This window comes from Autumnicola lenta, assembly GCF_031846515.1.
Classification (GTDB): domain Bacteria; phylum Bacteroidota; class Bacteroidia; order Flavobacteriales; family Flavobacteriaceae; genus Autumnicola; species Autumnicola lenta.
In genome coordinates this window covers 161,880-187,554 of record NZ_JAVRHO010000002.1, presented here as the reverse complement: position 1 = coordinate 187,554, position 25,675 = coordinate 161,880, and the positions used below count along the sequence as shown (strand labels likewise).

The window sequence follows — 25,675 nt, the reverse complement described above, 5'->3', positions numbered from 1 at the left end:
CTAAATAAGGACATTAGACAGCCCTTTTAATGGGGCGCAAGTTATAAAAATTATGCGTTTTTATCTTTAAATTCCTTCAATTTTTCGTTGAGCCTCGGGACGATCTCGAAAGCGTCACCCACAATCCCATAGTCTGCAGCCTTGAAGAAAGGAGCTTCAGGATCGTTGTTAATTACTACTTTAGTCTTGGCGGCATTAATTCCTGCAAGGTGCTGGATCGCTCCGGAAATTCCCACTGCGATGTAAAGGTTGGAGGCTACAGGCTTCCCTGTTTGGCCAACATGTTCGCCATGCGGTCTCCATCCCATATCACTTACCGGTTTTGAACAGGCAGTAGCGGCTCCCAAAATTTCAGCCATTTCTTCAATCATTCCCCAATTCTCAGGACCTTTTAGTCCGCGTCCTCCAGAAACTACGATTTCGGCGTCTGCTATGGTTACTTTGTCTGTTGCTTTATCTACAGATTCAACATTTACAGTGAAGTCCTCTTCAGAGAGGCTTGGAGAAAAGTCTTCTTTCTGTGCATCTCCCTGGTGTTCTTTAATACCGAAGGCATTTTTCGAAACTCCAATTACTTTTACATCAGTACTAATCTGAGTAAAACTGAAAGCTTTATTTGTAAAGGCTGTTCGCTTTACGGTAAAAGGATCTGTGCTTTCAGGAAGTGCCACAACATTAGAAGCGTAACCTGCCTCCATTTGTACAGCGAGAATGGGCGCTAAATATTTACTGTTGGAACTTTGTGAGAGTACTATTACTTTAGCATCTTCCTTTTCTGCGGCCTGTTTTAATGCATCAGCATAAGCCTCAGCGTTAAATTTAGAAAGTTTATCGTTGGAAATAGCCAAAACCTTGTCTACACCATATTTTCCTAATTCTGAAGTATCCTGCGCATTAAAAGTGACCGCAGTTACTGATGTTCCTGTTTTATCGGCAACTTCTTTTGCGTAAGAGGCTACTTCAAAGGATGCCTTTTTCAATTTTCCTTCTTCTGATTCTATATATACTAAAACTGACATGTTTCTTTATTTTTTATCTTTCCGCCTGGGCGGAAATCATTTACTTTTTATTTCCTGATTTAAATACAGCATTGAAAAATCAGATCACCTTAGCTTCGTTGTGAAGTAAATCTATGAGTTCATCAAGATTTTCGGGATCAATCATCTTTACATTTCCTTTAGGTGCCGGTTTTTCAAACTTCACCGTTTCTGTTTTAGTTTCAGGTTCACTGGGTTCTATTACATTCAGTTGTTTTTTTCGAGCCTGCATAATCCCTCTCATATTTGGGATTTTAAGGTCGCTCTCTTCAACAAGACCTTTTTGACCTCCTATAACCAAAGGCAAAGATGCAGTTAAAGTCTCTTTACCACCTTCAATTTCACGAATAGCCTTTGCCTTTTCGCCTTCAATTTCTAAACCAATACAATTGTTTACAAAATTGGCTTTAAGAAGTGTCGCCAGCATTCCCGGTACCATTCCACCGTTATAATCAATTGATTCACGACCGGCAATTATAAGATCATACTCACCGTCCCTGGCTACTTTTGCAAGCTCTTTGGCTACCTGAAAACCGTCCAGCGCAGTGGTATTAACGCGTATGGCAGAGTCGGCACCAATAGCAAGTGCTTTTCTTAAAGTAGGCTCTGTTTCGGCTCCTCCAACATTTACCACATCTACGGTGGCTCCTTGTTTTTCTTTAAACCACATGGCGCGGGTAAGCCCAAACTCATCATTAGGATTAATTACAAACTGAACTCCGTTAGTATCAAATTTGCTGTCACCATCAGTGAAGTTAATTTTTGATGTAGTATCAGGTACGTGGCTAATACACACTAAGATTTTCATATATATTTAAATTTTATAGTAATAATTGTGCTCTTTCACGAAGGTACATAATTAAATTCAAAAATACTATGCATGCATAATAAATTTTATGAATTTTATATTTCTGTTTATTTAAAGCTTCTTTTGATTTTGTTTTTAGGAAATAGCCTTAAAATGAAGGGGATAGGTCAATTATGACAGGTCGAAAATTGACATTTCAGGCTACCCCTTTATTATTTAAAGGAATCTTCGAAATTTTTGTACTGGTATTATGGTAAAAAACTTTATTGAATTGCTATTTTTGTTCTTTCAAGTTATACAATAACATAATACACTATAATGAAGACAATTCAATTTAGGGAAGCCATTCAGCAGGCAATGAGCGAAGAGATGCGCAAAGATGACACCATTTACCTTATGGGGGAAGAAGTAGCAGAATATAACGGAGCCTACAAGGCTTCTAAAGGTATGCTGGATGAATTTGGTCCTGATCGTATTATTGATACACCTATTTCTGAACTTGGTTTTTCCGGGATTGGAGTTGGTAGTGCAATGAATGGTAACCGCCCGATAATTGAATTTATGACTTTCAATTTCTCTTTAGTTGGGATCGATCAAATTATAAACAATGCTGCGAAAATGCGTCAAATGAGTGGCGGGCAGTTTAATATACCTATTGTTTTTCGTGGGCCAACGGGTTCTGCAGGGCAATTAGGAGCAACACACTCGCAGGCTTTTGAAAGCTGGTATGCAAATACTCCGGGACTTAAGGTAATTGTGCCTTCTAATCCTTACGATGCAAAAGGGCTGCTTAAAGCGGCTATTCGCGATAATGATCCTGTTATCTTCATGGAAAGTGAACAGATGTATGGAGATAAAGGAGAAGTACCTGAAGAGGAATATGTAATCGAAATTGGTAAAGCAGATATTAAGCGCGAAGGAACTGATGTTACTATTGTTTCCTTCGGAAAAATTATTAAAGAAGCTTATAAAGCTGCGGAAGAATTAGAGAAAGAAGATATTTCCTGTGAAATTATTGATTTAAGGACCATCCGTCCAATGGATCATGAGACAATTCTGGAGTCTGTTAAGAAAACTAACCGTCTGGTAATACTTGAAGAATCCTGGCCTTTCGGAAATATTTCTACCGAAATCACCTACCAGGTTCAGGAAAAAGCATTCGATTATTTGGATGCACCTATTGTAAAAATAAACACAGCAGATACGCCTGCGCCTTATTCACCGGTTCTCCTAAAAGAATGGTTGCCGGACAGTGAGGATGTGATAAAAGCTGTTAAAAAGGTGCTTTATAAATAAGATAGACGGTTTAATGAGTTTACTGAAACTTCACCATAGCCCGGTAGAGTTTTTGTTTTTTCAAAAAAATTATAAGAAGATTTCTTTCGTGTATTGTTGCTCCTGGTTGTGATCCAAAAAGTTATGGCCCGTTTCTTTGTTTAGCTTCTAAGGCTTTACCTTTTTAATAACATTATATAAAGTCTGGATTACCTATATTTACCGCCTTTAAAATTTGAAAATAAAATAATAAAATGTCTGAAACTTTTGATGTACTAATAGAGATCCCAAAAGGGAGTAGAAACAAATACGAGTACGATTTTGAACTGAAAAAGGTACGTTACGACCGGATGATTTTCTCATCCATGATGTATCCTGCAGATTACGGATTTATTCCAAACACCCTGGCACTGGACAGTGACCCGCTGGATGTTTTGGTTTTAGTGTCTGAGCCAACTTTTCCCGGTATTGTAATGGAAGTAAAGCCAATTGGTGTTTTCCATATGGCAGATGAAAAGGGGCCTGATGAAAAAATAATCTGCGTACCGATTTCTGATCCTATCTGGAACAGACTTAATGACCTCTCTGATTTAAATGGCCATATGCTTAAGGAAATTGAACATTTCTTTAAGGTTTATAAGGATCTTGAAAAGAAAAAAGTAGACACTGGTGATTTTGGAAATGCAGAGGAAGCACGTGAAATTATTAGACAATGTATTGAACGTTTTGAAGAATACGATGGCGATAAAAGCAGGTTCGGTATATAATTCGTAATTTTTATTACTAAAAATTAGATATTTGAAAGCAATAACCCTAAAAAGTTATTGCTTTTTTAATTGTTATTGATTTACTACATTTAGCCATACTAACTAATTCTTTAGGTTATATGGAAGCAATGATGATTTACGTGCCTGCAATACTGGCTATTTTGGGACTGTTGTATATGTGGTTCAAAAGATCCTGGGTCATGAAACAGGATGCCGGGGACGGTAAGATGCTGGAGATCTCCTCACATATCTACGAAGGTGCTCTGGCTTTTTTAAAAGCAGAGTACAGGCTACTTACCATCTTTGTTATTGGAGCCAGTATAGCTCTTGCCGTTATTGCTTTTGTGGTACCTACTACCCATTGGCTCATCATTGTAGCTTTTATTTTTGGCGCTTTCTTTTCTGCCCTTGCAGGAAATATGGGAATGAAAATCGCAACCCAAACCAATGTAAGAACCACCCAGGCAGCACGTACCAGTCTTCCACAGGCTCTAAAAGTTTCTTTTGGCGGAGGCACCGTAATGGGTTTAGGGGTTGCAGGCCTTGCTGTTCTTGGTCTTAGTGCATTTTTCATCTTTTTCTTTTATTATTTCATGAATGGCGAATGGACAAATACTGCACAAATGACGGTCGTACTGGAAACTCTTGCCGGATTTTCCCTGGGAGCAGAATCTATTGCACTTTTTGCACGTGTTGGCGGCGGAATTTATACTAAAGCGGCAGATGTAGGCGCCGATCTGGTTGGCAAGGTAGAAGCTGGAATCCCTGAAGACGACCCGAGAAACCCCGCGACTATAGCAGATAATGTTGGTGACAATGTGGGCGATGTTGCTGGAATGGGAGCCGATCTCTTCGGAAGCTATGTTGCAACAGTTCTTGCCGCAATGGTGCTGGGAAATTATATTATAGAAGATATGGGTGGTGATATTACCTCAGAAGGTTTCGGCGGAATTGGACCTATTTTGCTTCCGATTGCTATTGCCGGTGCCGGAATTATAATTTCTATTATTGGAACTTTACTTGTAAAAATAAAAGACAATTCAGCAAAAGAAAATGAAGTGCAAAGAGCGCTGAATATTGGGAACTGGGTTTCTATTGCATTGGTGGCAGTTACGAGTTTCTTCCTTGTAAAATGGATGCTTCCGGAAACAACTATGAAGATGGGATTTTTTGTTGGTGGTAGCGAAGGGTTTAATTATGTTACCATTCCGTCCATGCGTGTATTTTATGCTACTTTAGTGGGAATTGGAGTGGGAGGTCTTATTTCTGCTTTTACTGAATATTATACCGGTCTGGGAAAAAAACCGGTGCTCTCTATTGTTCAGAACTCGAGCACCGGCGCAGCTACTAATATTATTGCCGGCCTTTCCACCGGAATGATTTCTACTTTTTCTTCAGTGTTGCTCTTTGCTGCTGCAATCTGGGCCTCCTATGGTCTGGCAGGATTTTATGGTGTGGCTATGGCAGCTTCAGCAATGATGGCGACCACGGCAATGCAGCTTGCTATCGATGCTTTTGGACCAATTGCTGATAATGCCGGAGGTATTGCTGAAATGAGCGAACTCCCTGCTGAGGTAAGGGAAAGAACAGATATACTAGATTCCGTGGGAAATACTACGGCTGCTACAGGAAAAGGCTTTGCAATTGCTTCTGCAGCCTTAACTTCGCTGGCTCTTTTTGCAGCTTATGTCACCTTTACCCGAATTGACGGTATTAATATTTTTAAAGCTCCGGTTCTCGCAATGCTTTTTGTAGGCGGGATGGTGCCTGTGGTATTTTCTGCGCTTGCGATGAGTTCTGTAGGAAAAGCTGCCATGCAAATGGTAAACGAGGTGAGAAGACAGTTCAGGGAAATCCCGGGTATTCTGGAGGGAACCGCAAAACCGGAATATGATAAATGTGTTGAAATATCTACCAATGCAGCTTTAAAAGAAATGTTGTTACCGGGAATTTTAACAATAGGATTTCCTGTTGCAATCGCTTTTTTACCAATGATTTTCGGATACGATAATTTGCTAATCGCCGAAATGCTGGGCGGATATATGGCGGGAGTCACTGTGAGCGGAGTGCTCTGGGCGATTTTTCAGAACAATGCCGGCGGTGCATGGGACAATGCAAAAAAATCCTTTGAAGCCGGAGTATTAATTAATGGTGAAATGACCTATAAAGGATCTGATGCTCATAAAGCGGCCGTGACTGGAGATACTGTTGGTGATCCTTTTAAAGATACTTCAGGACCATCTATGAACATCCTTATCAAACTTACCTGTCTTATTGGTCTTGTGCTGGCTCCCATCCTGGGAGGCCATACTGTAGATGCTGAAGATGTGCGGGAAGAAACCCCGGAGAACGCTACAGGTGCTTTTAATACTGAAGAAAATAACGATAATACCCTGGCAATCTTAACTTCGGAAGAAAGCAGGTTAAGTGTTAATTTCCTGAAAAGGCCTTAGCGATAATCCATCATATTCCTTAATTTCATACATTCTATGAATTATGAAGATCTAACAATATTAGGGATTGCACTGGGACTGGGAATGCTTGTTGGCTTGCAACGTGAACATTCCCAGCAGCGCATTGCCGGGGTTCGTACTTTTACATTAATCGCCATTCTTGGTGCTGTTGCAGGATTCCTGACCCGGGATATGGGAAATGAATTTATTCTGCCTGCACTGGGACTTTCACTGGCTGTACTTATTTATGCAGGAGGAAAAAGCGGGAAATCTGAAGCAGATCCCGGTAAAACCACAGAAGTGGCCATTCTGCTTATGTTTGCCATTGGTGCCTACCTGGTGCTGGGAGATCGTGTAATTGGCGTTGTTGCCGGTGGGTTGTTAACGATGCTGCTTTACGCAAAAACTCGTTTGCATAGCTTCATTGACAAATTAAAAGATTCAGATATTTCGGCCATAATGACCCTCGCAGGGATTTCACTTATCATTCTGCCTATACTGCCAGACCAGACCTATGGTCCTTATGACGTGCTGAATCCGCACAATATCTGGTTAATGGTGGTTTTTATTGTTGGACTGAGCGTTGTTGGTTATTTCATTTATAAATTTGTAGGAAAGGATTCCGGAGTTATTTCCAACGGAATTCTGGGGGGATTAATAAGTAGTACAGCTACGACCGTTAGTTTTGCACGTAAGCAAAAACAAGCTCCCGATATTGCAAAAGTTGCCGTTTTTGTAATAACCACCGCCTCAGCTATAGCCCTGGCAAGGGTAATGATAGAGATTTTCGTTGTTGCTCCGGGTGAATTTGCTGCGCTGGCTATGCCTATTGCTTTTAATTTTGTTATAATGGGAATTATTTGTGCCTGGCTGTTTTATATCATCAAATCAGATGATGAATCTGAAGAATTACCCGAACCAGAAAATCCGGCACAACTAAAAGCAGCTCTCATCTTTGGCTTTCTCTACGGACTTATTTTACTTCTTGTTGCTTTTACAAAAGAACAGTTTGGGAGCGGGGGATTGTATATCGTAGCAATTATAAGCGGATTAACAGATGTAGATGCGATCACACTTTCCATGGCGCAAATGATTAAAGGTGGCGAGGTAGAAACTAATCTCGGCTGGAAATTAATTCTGCTTGCTTCACTGTCAAACTTACTTTTTAAGGGAGTTATGGCGGCAATAATCGGCACCGGAAAAATTGCTAAGTGGCTTGCAATAGCCTTTGGACTCTCTATTGCCGCAGGACTTTTAACGATCTTTCTCTGGCCGCAAGCCTGGCATTTCTAAAGTCAATAATTGCCATTTTTAGTACTTCTCTTTCTTGCAAGTGAGTAGTGAAGAGTGAATAGCCTCTTCTGCGGAAAACTTTTAAGATTAATAGCTTTTTAATATTCAAGTATTCATGTCCGTTTTTACTGAATACCGAAAATTGCCATTTCCAGCACCTCTCTAAGCTTCTGTTTTCGGAAGTATAAACAGGAAGTTTTCATAATTGTAAAAGAACTATTAAACTTATTATAATCCCCTGTTTTCTTTTAAAATTCCGAATTTGAAGTGGTAATTTCAGGTGAAATATTCATTAACCAGACTAAAAAAAGAACAATGGGAAGATTAGAACAGAAAACAGCGATTGTAACCGGTGGCGCCACAGGTATTGGAGAGGCAATAGCAAAACGATTTTGTGCTGAGGGGGCAAAAGTGCTTATTATTGGACTGCCAGATAACCCGGTAGATGCCGTTGTGAAAGAAATTGAGGAAAAAGGAGGTGAGGCTTTAGCTTTTCACAAAGATATTTCTTCCGAAGAAAATGTGAAGGAAGCTCTAAAAATAGTTATTGATAAATGGCAAAAACTGGATATCCTTATTAATAATGCAGGTGTTTTTCCTGAAAGTAATACTGCAGATGAATTTTCTGTAGAAGCATTTGATAATCTTATTAAGAACAACGTCCGCACCACGTTTATGTTTACAAAATACGCATTACCGGAATTGCAGAAAACAAAAGGCTGTATTGTATCTGCCGGATCAGAATCGGCAATTCTCGGTATTCCAGAAGTGGCTGTTTATGGCGGAACGAAAGGGTTTAATCATGCGTTCACCAAAGGAATTGCCGGCGAACAGGCGAAAAACGGCGTCAGGGCAAATATTGTTGCTCCGGGAGCCATAGATACGGCCTGGACACATAAAGAAATCGGTCCTATGAACGAAGAAATGGAAAAAACGATGGTAAACGCGACTCCAATGGGAAGACGCGGTACTGTAGAGGAAGTTGCTAACATTTATCTATTCCTGGCTTCAGATGAAGCTTCCTATGTTACAGGTTCCGTTTATTGTGTAGACGGAGGGATTACCATTGGAAAAGGAGCAGTGGGACAGCAGGTTCCGGATGAAATGAAAGAAAAAGACGTGAAAATGGACGTGAAGCATTCTAAAGAGGGAGCGACTGAGCTGAAATAGATATTTTCAGACTTTGGTTTTTATTATATAATTAGAAGAGATACCTTCAGGACTTCCTGTAGAAGTATATGGGGAGTTTTGGGGGTTTTTAAAGTGATCCAATGGGATATTTCTTAATTCCCATAATGTTCATTTCCTTAAGGGTGAGGTGAATTTTGTGGCGGTGGGACATGAGTTTTTCTCTTAACTTTCCATCGGTCGCTTTGGCTAAACATTCTAAATATTTTGCATAGCTCCTGGTCTCACGTCTAAAAGTTTCATAGAAGTTTCGTTTTCCTGCAATTTTAAAGGCCGGAGAACTATTTCTGATTTTCTTCGGACTGGTAAAATTGGGAATATTATTGTTACTAAGAATATAAACTTCCTGTTGTAGCTCTTTTATTAGCTTTTCAAGTTCTTCATTAAAAGTTTCCTTTTGTTTACAGAGACGTAGAAAAACGTTTTTTATGTATATTTTGTTACAGGATAAGTAGGCATTCTGGTAGAAATGGCAATTTATAAGATTGTCAGATCTCAGCTCTTCCAGCGATTCAATTAATAATATTTTCTTTTTTAATTTCATTATTATCAAAAATTTGTAATATAAATTTAGGATATGATAAGGAAGTCAATTAACCTATTTGCTTATTTAACAATTATTTAGGTTTGTTTAATGTTTTAATTAATACAAAGCTGAAGTCGGATTAAACCATGGTATTACAGCCAGTGTTCTGAGTTAAAACAGCGTTAATCCAATGTATTTGTCTAAGTAAAACAAGCTTTTATTGTAGCTTTAGTAGTCTAACTTCTAAAAACTGCATTATGGCAAAAGATCATGGACCACAGATAAAAAATGACGAGCAGTATGAAAAATTACGCGATAAGGGGATGAGCAAAACTAAAGCTGCGCGTATAGCAAATGATCCAAACTCAGGCGAAAAAGGAGGGAAGGCAGATAAATATGAAGAACGAAGTAAGGAGGATCTTTACCAGGAAGCCAAAAAAGTAGGAGTAGAGGGAAGGAGCAAGATGAGTAAAAAAGAGCTGATTAAAGCCCTGCGGAATTCTTAGAACATCCTAACATTTTTAACGTTTTTATTCGAAGTAATTTTCCTACTTCATTACAAAATTTTCATTTTTTCTGTAAGAATAAATTTTGATACGGCTGCTTTTTCAGGAGCAATTCCGAAGACAAAATCTTCTTCAAATTAATTATTATGCTAAAATAATTCACACAACTATGAGATCTATTTGGAACGGTTCAATAAGCTTTGGTTTAGTGTCTATACCCATTAAAATGTATTCCGGTTCTGAAGATAAAAAGATCGATCTGGATATGCTGGACAGGCATGATAATGCCCGTATCCGTTATAAAAGGGTAAACGAAGATACGGGAAAGGAAGTAGAATGGAAGGATATTGTAAAAGGCTTTAAACAGGGCGAGAAATATGTGGTGTTGGAAAAAGAAGATTTTGAAAACGCCAATATGAAGAAGAGTAAGACCATAGATATCGAGGAATTTATTGAAGAAAAAGAAGTTGCAGATGTTCTTTTTAAAAAGCCTTATTTCCTTGAACCACAGAAGGAAGGCGGAAAATCTTACAATTTACTGCGCAATGCATTAAAGAAAACCAAAAAACTGGGTGTGGCGACTTTTGTGATGAGACAAAAAGAACATCTTAGCCTTGTGGGTGTTTATAAAGATGCACTGGTTCTCCACGTGATACGATTTTCTGATGAAATACGTGATCCCGGGGACCTGAAACTACCCGAAACAAAAGTAGCCAAGAAAGAGGTAGATATGGCAATATCACTGATCGAACAGTATACCACCGACTTCAGTTTCGAAAAGTTCAAAGATGTTTATAATGATCAATTAATGAAGATCATCAAGTCCAAATCTTCCGGAAAAATTTCCAAGGCAGAGAAATATGAAAGCAAACCTACTCCTGCAAAAGATCTTATGGCGCAACTTAAAGCAAGTTTGGATAAGAAGAAAGGTAAAGCTTCCTGATGGGCTTAGAAGAATACTTTAAAAAGCGAGATTTTGAAACCACCCCTGAGCCTAAAGGATCAATATCCAATGATGGTGGGCAGCTAAGGTTTGTTATCCAGCGGCACCAGGCCAGCAGATTACACTACGATCTAAGGCTGGAAATGCAGGGGACGCTTAAGAGCTGGGCTGTTCCCAAAGGCCCTTCTATGAACCCAAATGACAAGCGCCTGGCAATACAAACCGAAGATCATCCTTTACAGTACCTCACTTTTCACGGCACGATTCCAAAAGGCAATTATGGAGCCGGGGTAATGGAAATCTGGGATGAAGGTGTATACAGGGGAGCCGGTGGAATTGATAAAAAGCAGCTTATTGAACAACTAAAAAAAGGTGATCTAAAACTGGAATTCTTCGGAAAAAAAATTATGGGCACTTTTGCGCTTGTGAGAACCGGACGGGGAGAAGGAAATCAATGGTTACTGATCAAGAAAAACGACGACTTTTCTATTGATACCCCGTACACTGCTGAAGATTACACTTCTTCTGTAGCAGTAAAAAATCCGCCGGAACCTAAAGTTAAAACCCTTCAGCCTACCGAGGCTATTAAACCAATGATGGCTACCACCACAAAATCTATATTTAACGATCCGGAGTGGATTTATGAACTTAAGTGGGATGGTTACCGCATGATTGCCAACGTAAAAGATGGTGAGGTGGAGCTGTATTCCAGAAACGGAATTTCCTATAATCAGAAGTTCGCCAGGCTGGTACGGGACCTGGAACAAATTGATCACAATGTAATCCTGGACGGCGAAGTGGTGGTGGTGGATAAAAAGGGAATTCCAGATTTTCAGAAGTTGCAGAATTACGATGAAACTACGTTGGGAGAATTACGATTTTATGTTTTTGACATGCTGTTTCTGAATGGACTCAGTATGATGGAACTCCCGCTGGTTCAACGAAAATCATTAATCGAGGAAGTAATAGAAGATACTTACCATACTTACTATTGTGAGCATATGGAAGGAATGGGGAGTGCGTTTTTTAAACGGGCAATAGATGCAGGAGTGGAGGGTGTGATTGCAAAAAAAGCAGATTCTACATATTCCCCGGGTTATCGCAGCGAAAAGTGGCTGAAGATAAAGTCTATAGAAAGCACTGAAGCTATTATTTGCGGCTATACAGATTCTGAAAGTGGTAGTTTTGGTTCCCTGATCCTGGGAATGTTTAAAAATGAAAAACTAACCTATATAGGCAATTGCGGATCGGGATTTTCAGCTTCCAAACAACGGGAACTGATCAAAATGTTTGAAGCTATGGAAACTGATGAAAATCCATTCGAAAAAAAAATTAATCTAAAGGGGCGGAAACCAAACTGGATAAAACCGGAATTTATTTGTGAAGTTCAGTTTACGGAGTGGACCAAGAGCGGAAATATGCGCCACCCGGTTTTTAAAGGTCTCCGAAATGATAAAAATGTTCCCGAAATAACCGGCGAAAAAGTAGTGGAAACGCCCGTAGAGGAAACGCCGATTTCAGCTTCTGATGCACCTTCAGGGTCTGCTTCAGGTTCATCAAAAGCGGGACATTTGGAAATTGGTGGTATAGAAGTTCCTTTCACCAACCTCGAAAAAATATACTGGCCGGAATCAGGATTTACAAAGTATGATCTTATCGATTATTATTTAAATATTTCCGAAGTTATTCTTCCGTATTTAATCGATCGCCCGCAAAACCTTCATCGCCATCCAAATGGAATTAAAAAAGAAGGTTTTTACCAAAAAGATAATGAAGGTATTTTACCGGACTGGATTGAAACGACTAAAATTCATTCAAAATCTTCAGAAAAAGATATTGAGTATATGCTTTGTCAAAAGGAAGCGACTTTACTTTATATGGCAAATCTGGGTTGTATAGAAATTAATCCGTGGAGTTCGCGTGTTCAGAATCTCGAGAATCCAGATTTTACGGTAATTGATATTGATCCTTCAGAAAAAAACACCTTTGAAGAGGTGATAGAAGTGGCGCAGGCAGCAAAAGTGGTGCTGGAAAAAGCAGGGATAGAAGGCTATTGTAAAACTTCCGGATCAAGTGGCATCCACGTTTACATTCCGCTGGGAGCGCTTTATACCTATGAAGAAGGACGGGATTTCACAAAGTTGCTCTGCTATTTCATCAATGAAATGCTACCCAAAATTACTACAATGGAAAGAAATGTAAGAAAGCGCAAAGGTAAAATTTATCTCGATTACCTTCAGAATAGAAGAGGGCAAACCCTCGCCGCACCCTACTGTGCAAGACCAAAACCAGGCGCAACGGTTTCTGCACCGCTGCTTTGGAAAGAGGTGAAATCAGGATTGCAATTATCGGACTTTGATATAAAAAGCATGCCTGAAAGAATAGAGCGGGAAGGAGATTTGTTTGCCGGGGTGCTTAAATCTGGAATAGATATGGGGGAAGCGCTGGAACGACTGAATGCGTAAGGGATGAAAATTGGCAATTTTCGGCAGTAGCTGTTTTGCCACATTATTAATAAGAATAGAATCGCTTAAAAATGTTTAAACGCTTAAAGAAATTTATAGGAAGATATAAAAATCTGGATCAGGTACTTATAATACCTTACCGCAGCTATGGTACGTATTCCCGGCTTTACGTTTTTGGTAGGGCTCTGGATAATGAGCCGCTAAAAATCGTTCAGGATCAGTCATTTTGGAAAACATCAAAAAATACCTGGAAGCAGTTTGACAGTTTTGAAATTCCGGATGCTGAAATAGAACTGGTAATTCCGGGGAAAATTAAACTGAGTCATAAAACCAGTGGTGAGGGGTATTTTCTCTTTGATAAAACGCTAAAAGAAAATGTAGCCGAATATGCAGATGAAGAAGGCTGGATCGATTATCAACTGCATTACAAAGGTGAAATTTCACCTAAGACAGAATTACTGGAAGATTATTTTAAAGGTGAATTTCTCGTACCTCCTGCAGATGCCGAATACGGGGTGATTAGTGATATTGATGATACCATCCTACATACCGGGGTAACTTCATTTTTAAAGTGGCGGTTGCTCAAAAATTCTTTGCTAACCAATGCCTATCGCCGGATTCCGTTAAAAGGTGCACCTGATTTGTACAAAAAACTGCACCATGGAAAAAGCGGAAAAAACCAGAATCCGATGTTTTACCTGAGTAATAGTCCGTGGAACATGTACGAATATCTGAAGCTTTTTCTGGATCATAATGAATTTCCTAAGGGACCTATTCTACTTCGTAATTTCAGGGCACCTTTTGACAGGACCACAAAGCCGGAAAAACCTCATAAACAAAAGGAAATAGCGAATATCCTGAAGACCTATCCCGATCTAAAGTTTATCCTGATAGGGGACAGCGGGGAACATGACGCTTCGATTTATACTGAAATTGCCGCCCAATATTCCGACAGGATTCTGGCGATTTATCTGCGGAGTGTTAAACATAAAAGACAAATGGAAAGGGTGCAAAGTGTGATTGATAATTTTGATTCCACGCCGTTACTAATGGTCCATAGTTCTGAAGAAGCTGTTGAGCATGCCAGAGAGAATGGGTTTATAAAGTAGTAGTCCGGCTGAGCCTGTCGAAGCCCCGTTCGTGCTTCCATTCCCCCACTTCGACAAGCTCACTTCGACAAGCTCACTTCGACAAGCTCACTTCGACAAGCTCAGTGTGACACCAGAGTTACTGTCAGGCTGAGCCTGTCGAAGCCCACTTCTGCTCCATTGCCCCACTTGGACAAGCTCACTTGGACAAGCTCACTTCGACAAGCTCACTTCGACAAGCTCACTTCGACAAGCTCAGTGTGACACCAGAGTTACTGTCCGGCTGAGCCTGTCGAAGCCCCGTTCGTGCTTCTATTCCCCCACTTCGACAAGCTCACTTCGACAAGCTCAGTGTGACACCAGAGTTACTGTCAGGCTGAGCTTGTCGAAGCCTCAGTATCAAACCTGACTAAAACAACCCGTGTAGTTCCGCGTCTATTCTGTTGATAATATCCCCTAGATCCTCCGGATTTTCCACAAAATTTATGTTGTCCACATCAATGATCAGCAAATTACTCTTGTCGTAATCGTGCACCCAGGCTTCGTAACGTTCGTTTAGGCGGCTTAGGTAATCAATAGAAATAGAATTTTCATAATCCCGACCACGCTTCTGAATTTGTGCTACCAGGTTAGGAATACTACTGCGCAAATAAATTAATAAATCCGGACCCTGCACGACACTTTCCATAAGATCAAAAAGCGATTTGTAATTTTCAAAATCACGGTTAGGCATCAGGCCCATCGCATGCAGGTTAGGAGCAAAAATATGTGCATCTTCATAAATTGTTCTGTCCTGAATAATATCTTTTCCGCTTTCCCTAATCTGAAGGATTTGCCGAAATCTGCTGTTTAAGAAGTAAATCTGAAGGTTAAAAGACCATCGCTCCATTTTGTTGTAAAAATCTTCGAGGTAAGGATTTTCCAGAACATCTTCGAAGTGGGCTTCCCATTTATAATGTTTGGCGAGCAATTTGGTAAGGGTGGTTTTTCCGGCCCCAATGTTGCCGGCGATGGCTATGTGCATAGGTGTAGTTTTTTCGGGTGATTGATGATGCTGTTGAAATTAAAACAGCGGGGGTAAAGATACAAGTTTTAGGCCAAAAATATGTTCCTGGAACTGTTATGGAATCTCTATTTATGGAATTTTTAATTCGGTTCAACGTTAACACCTGGAAACGAGTGCCAACGACAAATGCAGATTATTTCAGGCATCTGCCAGGAATAAAAAACGGCAAAGATTTCTTCCGTTTAGGGATAAACTTTAAATTAAGCCTTTTAAGATGCTGCTATGAAAAAACTCTGCTGTTTATTTTGTCTTTGCCTTGTGTTCATCGGCTGTAATAATGATGATCCCGGGGATGTTTTATTCTCTTCAGATGTCGTGAGTGTGACCGGGACACGATATTCTGCAAGTAATAATGAATATGATCCCACTTATTCAGGTTTTATAAATGCCGTAAACCAGAATGCTGATTCAGACATAATTGCTGAAGTAGATCACGCTGCAAATGCAATAGCTACCGGGCGGGTTCTAAATTCTACAAACACTGTGTTTTTCACGGTTCCTACTTATGAAGCACAAATACTGGCAGAGAATCCGCTGGCGGGATTAGATCTTCCCGGTAAAATGATGTTTTATCAGAATGAAAATTCCGAAGTTTTTGCCGTTTACAATTCCGTACCTTATGTGAATTCCCGCTACGGACTCGAAGCTTCAGAAAACCTGGATGAATATGCTACACTGCTGAAGAATCTCGCGAATGCTGCCACCACTGGTGAAGTTAAATTTTCTGCAGATGCAATGGTAGGTTTGGAAGAAGGGATTATCACCGCAGAAAGTACACGTAGTTTTGAAGAAACCTACAACGCATTACGCAGCGCCATTTCTTCAGATGAAAACCTGGATATTGTGGCGCAGGTAGATCATCAGGAAACCGCGGCGGCCGAAAATGTGGAAATTCCGACTTCAACTTTAATCCTGTTTTCTTATCCCGAATTGGAAGCGCAACTTATGCAGGAGTCGCAGACGGTAGCCCTGGACCTGCCGCAAAAAATACTGGTCTGGCAGGATGAAGAGGAGGTAGTGCACGTATCGTACAATGATACAGATTATCTTATTCAGCGGCATATGTTGACAGGAAATTCTGAAGAACTTCAGGAGATTGTGCAGATTTTTGAAACGCTAACTGCTGTTGCTACAGGAGATTAACTAAACCAGAATTTCTTCAGCTTATAAATTTCCGAAGAATAATAGCATTCGCTGCATTTAGAGAACGACCAGAGACAGTCAGTAAAATCAGTAAGCATATGAAAGAGCAGCCCGATAAAAATCAGTCTGAAAATCTGGTGCTTCACAAAAATACTTCCGAAGAAATATATGATAATTGCCATTTCTGAATGCAGGGGATGATAACCAATTCCGCAGCGATCGGGATCAAAGATTGGCGTGGCAAAAAGATGATCAAGGTCCACCAGCATGGTAGCCAGCAGGATAAAGTAAGCTTGTTTCCAGTTTTCTCGATCCACCAGCCATGCAATAAGCGCAATAGCTACAAAATGTAAAAAATAATGGGCCAAAGGTTGAAGCATGGGCGTCGGAAAGTAATTTTAATCCTTATCAGCCTTTTTCTGCTCTTTGGGATCGTCCGGCTGGAGCAGCCTGTTAAGCTTTTTGTTCAGTGCGATATATCTCCAGATGCCCACAGTGATAAAAACAACACAGATAAAAAGGGACAGGTAGCCCAACCATTTTACGTGGTCATATTCCTTAATTTGCAACAATGCCAGCCCACCAATAAGTAAATACAAAGAAGCTCTTATATAAGAAAGTACTGTACGTTCGTTTGCCAGCTTTGTACGCTCCAAAGCCAGGTGCTCCCTGATGAGTTTCTCATCAATAATGCGGGTTTTAAACGGGTTGTGCAGTTTTACTTTTCTCATTCAACAGGAAACGTAAATGCAAAATCGGCTTATAGAAAAAGCCGGTTTGCATAATTCATTTTGAAAGGTAAAAATAAAAAGTCATTTTGGTCTAAACTGAAGAAAAATTCTAAAAAGATCATAGTCTTAAAATGGCAATTTTCGTCTTTGAGTATTTATAATGGCCAGAATACAGGTACCAATAACAGGATAATTACCAGCAGGATTAACGTGAGCGGAACACCTGTTTTAATAAAATCCATAAACTTATACCTTCCCGGACCGTAAACCAGAATACAGGAAGGTTCAAATGGAGTGATAAGGGAGACAGATGCCCCCAGCATGATTGCGATGGCAAAAGAACGTGGGTCTGAACCCAGCAATTCCGCAGCTTCAATGGCTACGGGAAGCACTACAAGGGCAGCAGCAGCATTGGACATTGGCTGCGTTAGTAGAATTACCAATACCACAAAACCCGCGAGTACATACCTTATGCCCAGGTCTCCTAAAAGGTATATGATGTTTTCTGCAAGAAATGTTGATGCGCCTGAATTTTCCATGGCAGTTCCAAAGGCGCTCATTCCGCCTATAAGGATGAGCAACTTCCAGTTCATAATTTCATAAGCCCGCTCTACCGTAATGGCACCTACCAGAATAGTCACCAGCGCTGCGGTAAGAAAGGCTATGGAAAGTGGTACCAGTTGTAGGGAAGCTGCGATAATGGCAATTAAAAATATGATTGCGGAAAGGATTCCTTTCCGTTCTTTAAACATATTTACCTTAAAATCCCCAATTATGGAGAACTCTCCCGACTGGCGCAGGATTTCTATAGATTCTTCGGTTCCCTGCACCAAAAGTACATCTCCAATTTTAAATCTAAGGCTGGCGATCTTTTGTGAAACAGTGGTCTTAAAACGATGGACGCCCAATACCACCAGATCATAATTTTGTCGGAATCTTATCTCAGTTAACGAGTGATCTGCCAGCCTGGAACCGGGAGTGACAAGAAGTTCTATTAACCTGATTTTGTCACTTTGTATTTCTTCATGCCGAATTGTGTCGGCCAGTACTTTTAAATCAGGTGATTCTTTAATTTTTATAAGATCATCTACCGGACATTCTATAAGCAGAATATCATTCTGCGCCAGAATCGTTCTACGGTTTGGGATAATTTCATCTTTACTGCGAATAATTTTAATGATCCTTACATCCCAGCGGGATAAATCGGATTTAAACGCACGCTGACCTATAAGATTGGAATTTTCAGCAATAAGTATTTCTGAAAGATACTGCTTGATTTTATAATCTTCAGTAAAACTGGTTTCCTTGTAATCGGGCAAAATTTTACGCCAGAAAAGAAGAATAAATATAATTCCGGAAATACATAAAATCACACCTATCCAGAAAATTTCAAAAAAGTGAAGTGGTTCCATTCCTGCCTGGGCAATGTAGCCACTCACCGCCACGTTTGTGGAGGTGCCTATGAGCGTACAGGTGCCACCGAGAATAGACGAATAGGCTACCGGAATAAGTACCTTGGAAGGACTGATGTTCAGTTTTCGGCAAATACCTACCACGGGTCCGGTAACAAGGGCTGTTACTGTGGTGTTGTTCATAAAGGCTGAAAACGTAGCCGTGACCAACATTGTGTAAGTAATGAAAATCGTTTCGCTCTTTAGGCGCTTTATCATTTGCGCACCGAGTTTGTCTAATAAACCCGTTTCAGACAATGCCCCGGAAATGACAAATATCGAGGCCAGGATAATCATAAAATCACTGCTGAAACCTTCAAAGGCTTCCTTTGGCGTAAGAATTCCTGAGAGGGCTAAAATTACCAGTAAACCGATGGTAACAACATCAACAGAGAACTTTTCTGTAGCAAAAAGAACTATGGCGACAATTAAAAGGCCTATCACTAAAGCTATCTCCATTGTTCCTGTTTTTCGGAAACTAAAGATATGTAAATTTAGTTCATACCTTCTTTATCAATTTAAATGTTGGTTGTCTGTTGTTTCTAGTTCGTAGTTTTTTGTTCGTGGTTCGTAGTGTGTCAGGCCTGTCGAAGCCGGGTTTGATTATTTCGAAAGATGAATTTTGAATTTTGAATTTTGGGTTGTCTGTTGTCTGTTGTGGGTTTGTGTCAGGCTGAGCCTGTCGAAGCCCTGCTTAGTTGTTCACTTCGACAAGCTCAGTGTGACGACTGGGAAAGTACGGCTGGGACTGTTGAAGCTGATTTATTATTTTAAATGTTTGTTGTTTGTTGTCTGTTGTGAGTTTGTGTCAGGCTGAGCCTGTCGAAGCCCAATACCTGCTTAGTTGTTCACTTCGACAAGCTCAGTGTGACGATCGGGAAAGTACGGCTGGGACTGTTGAAGCTGTTTTTATTATTTTAAATGTTGGTTGTCTGTTGTTTGTTGTGAGTTTGTGTCAGGCTGAGCCTGTCGAAGCCCAATACCTGCTTAGTTGTTCACTTCGACAAGCTCAGTGTGACGATCGGAAAAGTACGGCTGGGACTGTTGAAGCTGTTTTTATTATTTTAAGTGTTTGTTGTCTGTTCGTAGTTTTTTGTTCGTGGTTCGTAGTGTGTCGGGCCTGTCGAAGCCGGGTTTGATTATTTCGAAAGATGAATTTTGAATTTTGGGTTGTCTGTTGTCTGTTGTGAGTTTGTGTCAGGCTGAGCCTGTCGAAGCCTTGCTTAGTTGTTCACTTCGACAAGCTCAGTGTGACGATCGGAAAAGTACGGCTGGGACTATTGAAGCTGTTTTTATTATTTTAAGTGTTTGTTGTCTGTTGTTTATTGTGAGTTTGTGTCAGGCTGAGCCTGTCGAAGCCCAATACCTGCTTAGTTGTTCACTTCGACAAGTTCAGTGTGACGACTGGGAAAGTACGGCTGGGACTATTGAAGCTGTTTTTATTATTTTAAGTGTTTGTTGTCTGTTGTGAGTTTGTGTCAGGCTGAGCCTGTCGAAGCCCAATACCTGCTTAGTTGTTCACTTCGACAAGCTCAGTGTGACGACTGGGAAAGTACGGCTGGGACTGTTGAAGCTGTTTTTATTATTTTAAATGTTGGTTGTCTGTTGTTTCTAGTTCGTAGTTTTTTGTTCGTGGTTCGTAGTATGAGCTACAACCGACAACCGACAACTTTTTTCAATTCGATATGAGCGCAGCGAATACTTTCTCCGAACTCCGAACTCCGAATGAACTTCCGAACTCCGAACTCCGAACTCCGAACTCCGAACTCCAAACTCCGAACTCCAAACTCCAAACTCCAAACTATGAGCGCAGCGAACTAATGCGCCATACACCCATGCCCCTGCTCATGCCAGTCAAATGCCGGACTGTAGCGATTGTTCTCCCAATAGAAGTTGCCTCGTTCTTTCGGATAATTTCCTATCTCGTTCATGGTTTCGGCGTCGTAAAGCCGGCCGTTTATCATGGTGTAAATAATCGTGTTGGAGTTCTGAATATCTTCTAAAGGATTCTCCTCCAGTACCAGCAAATCTGCCAATTTTCCTTCTTTTAGAGAGCCGATTTCCTTGTCCATTCCAATGTATTCGGCACTATTAATTGTGGCAGTTTTTAAAGCTTCCAGATTGCTCATTCCGCCCATTTGCAGCAGCCAGAGTTCCCAGTGTGCCCCTAATCCCTGCAATTGGCCGTGAGCACCCATATTCACTTTTACACCTTCATCAGAAAGTTCCTTAGCTGTTTCAGAAACTAATATTGGTCCGTTCTCATATTCTTCCTGCGGAACCATTGTACGGTGGCGGGACCTGGAATCGATGATCTGGCGCGGAGTAAAATTCAGCAGTTTTTCATTTTCCCACACATTTGTTTTTTCATACCAGTAATATTCCCCATTTATTCCGCCGTAATTCACGATTAGGGTAGGAGTGTAGCCGGTTTTGCTTTCGCCCCACAGCGTTTTTACATCCTTGTAAACCGGCGCAATCGGGATGTTGTGTTCAATCCCGGTATGGCCGTCCACGATCATGTTCATATTGTGAAGAAACGTGCTGCCGCCTTCCGGAACCACGTTCATGTTCAGTTCTTTTGCGGCAAGTAAAATTTGCTGTCGTTGTTCCCTTCGCGGCTGATTATAACTTTTCACTGAAGTCGCCCCAAATGCTTTTGTTCTTCGCAAAGCAGATCTCGCGTCGTCCAGGCTGTTGATTACCGCCTTAAAATCCCCTTCGGCGCCGTAAAGGATTATTCCGGTAGAATATAATCGCGGTCCAACCATATCGCCGCTTTTAATTAATTCGGAAATTCCAAAAACGGTCTCACTTAAAGCAGAAGGATCGTGCGCGGTGGTCACGCCAAAAGCAAGATTGGCATAACTTGGCCAGTGTTGCTTCGGCGTAAGTCCATATCGAAAAGCCCCAATATGAGCATGTGCATCTACCATTCCCGGCATAATTGTCTTTCCAGATGCATCGTAAATTTTGGCAGTTTTCGGCACATTAATTTCTTCTGAAGGTCCAATCGCAACAATTTTATTCCCTTTTATCACAATTGTACCGTTTTCGATCACTTTATCGCCTTCCATAGTGATAATACGGGCGTTGGTAAAGGCAATTTGCCCTTCCGGAACATCTGTTTTTACTTCCAGGCCTATTTTTTGGCCATTTTCGGTGATTGGAGCAATAGAATCTGGCGAATTTTTCAGAAATGTAAAGCGTTCCGACACTTTATTGGTAAAATATTCGTCGCCCAAAGTCCAGTGTATATTTTGGCTATTATTGGACCAGTGCAAATTAATACCCGCGTCTTTGGTGATTTGCGTTACGGGAACAGACTTGGTTTTATCGTCCAGTTCCAGCGCCTGGCCGGTCATCACCAGCGGCGCGATATAAACCTTGTGCAGATTGGAAAAAGCAATCCATTTATTATCGGGGCTGGGTAGAAGTCGGTTAGCGTATTTCGATTTTACGTGCGTGCGCTCGTCTTCGCCATTAAGGTTTACACTTCTCAGGTTTTTCTCGAGGTCGCCGAAAAAGTAGCCGCCTGTTTGAAAGAACACCCTGCTGTCGTCCACATTAAAAACCGGAAAATCACCTTCTTTACTAATCCTTCTGATATTTTCTCCGGAAGCGCTCATCAGGTAAATTCCCGGTTCTTTGCTAAAAACCTGTCCCTGGTCGCTGTTCCCGCCTTCCCTCGCAAAAGCGATCATTTTACCATCATTTGAAAACGACGGATTACGATAAATGCCTTTTTTAGACGTAAGCGTAGTTTCATTTCTACCGGAAACAGAAATCTTTTTAATGCTCCCCATTCGTTCATCGTCCCAGGTTACATAGACAATTTCTTTCCCGTCAGCAGAAAAATCGGGTTCAAATTCAAAATCTTCAGAATTGGTGAGACGCTGAGGTTTTCCGTTAGGTAGTTGTTTCTTCCACAGGTAACCCACGGCATTAAAAACAAGCGTTTTTCCGTCGGGAGAAGTGACCGCGTGCCGAATTACTTTCGGATTAAATGTTTCAGAAAAAACCTCGTGATCTGTATGTAAAGCATCGGCAATCTGGATAGTGGTATTCACCTCAAACGGAATCTCTTCCACCTCGTAAGTATCGATATTTGCCTTTTTAATACCGCCTTCACTCCAGAAAACAAGCTCTTTATTATTCGGCATCCAGCTAAAACCGGGATAAACGCCGAAAATTGCCCAGGCTTCCTGCTGGTCTTTGCTTAGCTGATCGTAAACCGGCCATTCTTCGCCTGTTTCAAGATCATGAATGTAGAGCACAGATTTGGTGCGGACTCGTTTTACAAAAGCCAGTTTGGAACCGTCGGGCGAAACCTGTGGCCGCGCAGCACCGCCGGGACCGCCTGTAATTGTGGTGTTTTCTCCTGTTTCAAAATCATATCTCTTGATTACGTAGATCTGTTTGTTGGGATCTTTGTTATACTGAAAATTGCCGCCGGGATACATATCCTCGCTGTAATAAAGGTAGCGGCCATCGGGGGAAATGCTCGGCTCGTTCACGTCCTGCTGATCGTTTTTGCGCTCGGTAAGCTGAATTCCGCCTTTGCCTGCCAAATGATACTGCCACATTTCGCCGGCGCCCAGGGAACGTCCCGAGGTAAAGTGTTTACGGGCGATAATGGAATTTCCGTCTGCAGTCCAGACGGCGTTATTTAGCAGCCGGAAATCTTCTTCGGTGATTTGTTTGGCGTTGTTTCCGTTCTTTTGCATCACCCAGATGTTGTCGCCGCCACCCGCATCGCTGGTAAAGGAAATCCTGGAACCATCGGGGCTAAACCGCGGCTGCACCTCGTAGGCCATTCCGGTTCTTAGCGCTGTGGCTTTGCCGCCGGAAACCGGCATGCTGTAAATATCGCCCAGCAGGTCAAAAACAATTGTTTTCCCGTCGGGGCTAACATCCAGGTTCATCCAGGTACCTTCACTGGTTTGCAACGGAACTTCCTTAATATTCCAGTCGGCTGGATAAGGATTGGAAACATCCCATTTGGTATCATCTTTTTGTTCTTTTTCCTGTGCAAATACTACTGAAGAAGACAGCAACAGTAGCAGCGCAGGCAATAATTTGTTAAGCATAAAATGTGTGGTTTTAAGAGGCTAAATATAGGGAATGTTTTGAAGTTTTGCGGAGCGTAGTGGGACAGTAGGAAAGCTGAAGAATCTAAAAAATTTAAACTTGTTAAGATCAGGTTGAAAAGTTTTTCGTACAAACTTTTCAGGTTTAATAATTTAGCTTAGTTTTAACAAAATTCCCTATGATTTTTAGATTTAGATGTGCTGGTGCGCAGCTGCGACAGCAAAAAAGTTAGTAGAGTTGCATTTATTAGTATGTTGTGTTTTAATTTAAAAATGAACAAAACAGAATATGTTATGAAAGGTTGGCAAAGGATATTATTAATTATTCTACCATACATATTTATAGTCGGAATATTTCAGCTTATTGGAGGACTAATTTCTGGAGCTGATATCACCAATATACAATCTGAAAAAACTTCTATTCAGCAACTAATAATAAGTGTTTTTGATTTTACTGGCACTTTCTTAATTCTATGGTTTTTTATGAAGTTTGTAGATAAAGAAGACTTCGTCAGACTTGGATTTGGAACAAAAAATAGATTGAAAGAATTCATTGTTGGAATTTTACTTGGTCTATTAATAATGGTATTTGCTTTTGTTCTATTAAATCAACTCCAAGAAATATTATTTCTCAGAATAAATCTAGACTTAACAGAATTAATTATTTCTATCATACTCTTTACAATAGTTGCAGTAGTTGAGGAAACTCTTTTTCGGGGTTATATTTTGAGGAATCTAATGTCTTCATTTAATAAATATTTCGCTTTAATTATTTCGTCAATTTTATTTTCTGCAATGCACAGCTTTAATTCAAATGTTGATTTATTCTCTTTGCTTAATTTATTCTTAGCAGGAATACTTCTTGGATTGTCTTATCTGTATACTAAAAACTTATGGTTTCCCATTGCACTGCATTTAAGCTGGAATTTATTCCAAACACTTCTGGGTTTTAATGTAAGCGGACGAGACACTTATTCGATTATTGAGTTCAAAATAAATGAAGAAAACTTTATGAATGGTGGAGCTTTCGGGTTTGAGGGCTCCTATTTATCATTGTTTGCACAAATTCTTTCCATAGCAAGTATTGGATTTTATTACAACAGAAAAAAATTAACCACAACAGCGTAAAAACAATGCTTAAACTAGTCTTGAATTGAAAATCCTTGCTCACTTGCTTAGCGGATTGTCCTGCGGACAATCACACTTGCCCGCTCGCACAGTTTTTATACGAGACGATGGTAACAATATGTAACATATTAAAGAAAGATTGCGGAACATTATCAAGAGAAAGTAAATTCAGAAAATTATTACCGCCAATTCTACCTCCCCAACCGTAACATTTAAGCTATAATCGTGACAAACATCTAAAGTAATTAACATGAAAGCATGGAATTTCAGGTAAAAAGCAGTCCTAAAGAGATTGGAAAAAAATTAGAATCCTCCCTGGGATCTGCTGGAAAATTTGTATTTAATATAAGTGATGATAAGATAAATTCCGTCAGATTTAAATTGCGCAAACGCATGTTACTTGGCTTTGAATTAAATTCCCAAAATCACCTTATTGTAAACGGAAAAATACTAAAAGCAGGTAACGGCGATAAGGCTGATGTAAAAATTTACTTTACGCCACACATCTTATCGAAATTGGTAATTTTTGCAAATATTATTCTGGGGCTGGGCTTTTTAGCTGCCGTAGTCTTAGAAGTAAATAGCCATTCCTATATGTATATAATTGGAGCAATATTCTTGGTAACAGGAATTTTATTAGCGCTTCATTTACAGAGAACGTTTAAGGAGCATGTTCAGGAATATAAGACGTTGCTTTCGGACGTATTAAAATCTTAA

The 25,675-nt window shown here is 40.4% G+C and carries 20 protein-coding genes; 12 read left to right on the top strand and 8 right to left on the bottom strand.

Features of this window, described 5'->3' with window-relative positions; translation table 11 throughout:
* Positions 1–50: 50 nt before the first annotated feature.
* The gene (locus tag RM545_RS02045; protein WP_311493625.1) at positions 51–1,019 is read right to left on the bottom strand and encodes an electron transfer flavoprotein subunit alpha/FixB family protein; all 969 of its coding nucleotides are present in this window, start codon (positions 1,017–1,019) and stop codon (positions 51–53) included.
* A 79-nt stretch (positions 1,020–1,098) separates the two neighbouring features.
* Entirely contained in the window at positions 1,099–1,845 is a 747-nt protein-coding gene (locus RM545_RS02040) for an electron transfer flavoprotein subunit beta/FixA family protein (RefSeq protein WP_311493623.1), read from the bottom strand.
* A 318-nt stretch (positions 1,846–2,163) separates the two neighbouring features.
* Between RM545_RS02040 and RM545_RS02035 the strand changes: the two genes are divergently transcribed.
* The 5 genes from RM545_RS02035 (at position 2,164) to RM545_RS02015 (ending at position 8,803) form a co-directional block, all read left to right on the top strand.
* Entirely contained in the window at positions 2,164–3,141 is a 978-nt protein-coding gene (locus tag RM545_RS02035; protein WP_311493622.1) for a pyruvate dehydrogenase complex E1 component subunit beta, read from the top strand.
* Positions 3,142–3,374: 233 nt separating this feature from the next.
* A complete protein-coding gene (locus RM545_RS02030) occupies positions 3,375–3,887 on the top strand; it encodes an inorganic diphosphatase (RefSeq protein WP_311493621.1) in 513 nt (170 codons plus the stop codon).
* A 119-nt stretch (positions 3,888–4,006) separates the two neighbouring features.
* Positions 4,007–6,340, top strand: a complete 2,334-nt coding sequence (locus RM545_RS02025; protein ID WP_311493620.1) for a sodium-translocating pyrophosphatase — start codon at positions 4,007–4,009, stop codon at positions 6,338–6,340.
* 36 nt (positions 6,341–6,376) lie between these two features.
* Positions 6,377–7,633: an MgtC/SapB family protein gene (locus RM545_RS02020; protein ID WP_311493618.1), complete on the top strand. Its 1,257-nt coding sequence runs from the start codon at positions 6,377–6,379 to the stop codon at positions 7,631–7,633.
* Between the two features lie 315 nt (positions 7,634–7,948).
* Positions 7,949–8,803: an SDR family NAD(P)-dependent oxidoreductase gene (locus RM545_RS02015; protein ID WP_311493617.1), complete on the top strand. Its 855-nt coding sequence runs from the start codon at positions 7,949–7,951 to the stop codon at positions 8,801–8,803.
* 88 nt (positions 8,804–8,891) lie between these two features.
* Here RM545_RS02015 and RM545_RS02010 read toward each other — a convergent pair whose 3' ends face one another.
* Positions 8,892–9,365, bottom strand: a complete 474-nt coding sequence (locus tag RM545_RS02010) for a hypothetical protein (protein ID WP_311493616.1) — start codon at positions 9,363–9,365, stop codon at positions 8,892–8,894.
* A 239-nt stretch (positions 9,366–9,604) separates the two neighbouring features.
* On the opposite strand from RM545_RS02010, the gene RM545_RS02005 reads away from it, so the two are divergent.
* The 4 genes from RM545_RS02005 (at position 9,605) to RM545_RS01990 (ending at position 14,370) form a co-directional block, all read left to right on the top strand.
* Complete coding sequence (locus RM545_RS02005) at positions 9,605–9,853, top strand: DUF7218 family protein (RefSeq protein ID WP_311493614.1); 249 nt, start codon at positions 9,605–9,607, stop codon at positions 9,851–9,853.
* A 169-nt stretch (positions 9,854–10,022) separates the two neighbouring features.
* Complete coding sequence (gene ku, locus RM545_RS02000; RefSeq protein WP_311493613.1) at positions 10,023–10,796, top strand: non-homologous end joining protein Ku; 774 nt, start codon at positions 10,023–10,025, stop codon at positions 10,794–10,796.
* A complete protein-coding gene (ligD, locus tag RM545_RS01995; protein WP_311493612.1) occupies positions 10,796–13,261 on the top strand; it encodes a DNA ligase D in 2,466 nt (821 codons plus the stop codon). Before ku ends, ligD begins: the two co-directional genes overlap by 1 nt.
* A gap of 71 nt (positions 13,262–13,332) precedes the next feature.
* The gene (locus tag RM545_RS01990; RefSeq protein ID WP_311493610.1) at positions 13,333–14,370 is read left to right on the top strand and encodes an App1 family protein phosphatidate phosphatase; all 1,038 of its coding nucleotides are present in this window, start codon (positions 13,333–13,335) and stop codon (positions 14,368–14,370) included.
* Between the two features lie 388 nt (positions 14,371–14,758).
* Here RM545_RS01990 and RM545_RS01985 read toward each other — a convergent pair whose 3' ends face one another.
* Positions 14,759–15,373, bottom strand: coding sequence for a deoxynucleoside kinase (locus tag RM545_RS01985; protein ID WP_311493608.1), 615 nt, complete (start codon positions 15,371–15,373; stop codon positions 14,759–14,761).
* Positions 15,374–15,637: 264 nt separating this feature from the next.
* On the opposite strand from RM545_RS01985, the gene RM545_RS01980 reads away from it, so the two are divergent.
* Positions 15,638–16,558 carry a DUF302 domain-containing protein gene (locus RM545_RS01980; RefSeq protein WP_311493606.1) on the top strand — a complete coding sequence of 307 codons (921 nt, stop codon included), beginning with the start codon at positions 15,638–15,640 and terminating at the stop codon, positions 16,556–16,558.
* On the opposite strand, the gene RM545_RS01975 is transcribed toward RM545_RS01980, so the two are convergent.
* The 4 genes from RM545_RS01975 to RM545_RS01960 form a co-directional block, all read right to left on the bottom strand.
* Entirely contained in the window at positions 16,555–16,938 is a 384-nt protein-coding gene (locus tag RM545_RS01975) for a DUF6122 family protein (RefSeq protein WP_311493604.1), read from the bottom strand. The two genes, RM545_RS01980 and RM545_RS01975, sit on opposite strands and share 4 nt — an antisense overlap.
* Before the next feature lie 18 nt (positions 16,939–16,956).
* Positions 16,957–17,289, bottom strand: a complete 333-nt coding sequence (locus tag RM545_RS01970) for a DUF202 domain-containing protein (RefSeq protein WP_311493603.1) — start codon at positions 17,287–17,289, stop codon at positions 16,957–16,959.
* 155 nt (positions 17,290–17,444) lie between these two features.
* Positions 17,445–19,199: an SLC13 family permease gene (locus RM545_RS01965; protein ID WP_311493601.1), complete on the bottom strand. Its 1,755-nt coding sequence runs from the start codon at positions 19,197–19,199 to the stop codon at positions 17,445–17,447.
* A gap of 1,358 nt (positions 19,200–20,557) precedes the next feature.
* Positions 20,558–23,830 carry an amidohydrolase family protein gene (locus tag RM545_RS01960; protein ID WP_311493600.1) on the bottom strand — a complete coding sequence of 1,091 codons (3,273 nt, stop codon included), beginning with the start codon at positions 23,828–23,830 and terminating at the stop codon, positions 20,558–20,560.
* Positions 23,831–24,103: 273 nt separating this feature from the next.
* Here RM545_RS01960 and RM545_RS01955 point away from each other — a divergent pair, with 273 nt between their 5' ends.
* Entirely contained in the window at positions 24,104–24,958 is an 855-nt protein-coding gene (locus RM545_RS01955) for a CPBP family intramembrane glutamic endopeptidase (protein WP_311493599.1), read from the top strand.
* A gap of 258 nt (positions 24,959–25,216) precedes the next feature.
* On the top strand, positions 25,217–25,675 hold the full coding sequence (locus RM545_RS01950) for a DUF423 domain-containing protein (RefSeq protein ID WP_311493598.1): 459 nt from the start codon (positions 25,217–25,219) through the stop codon (positions 25,673–25,675).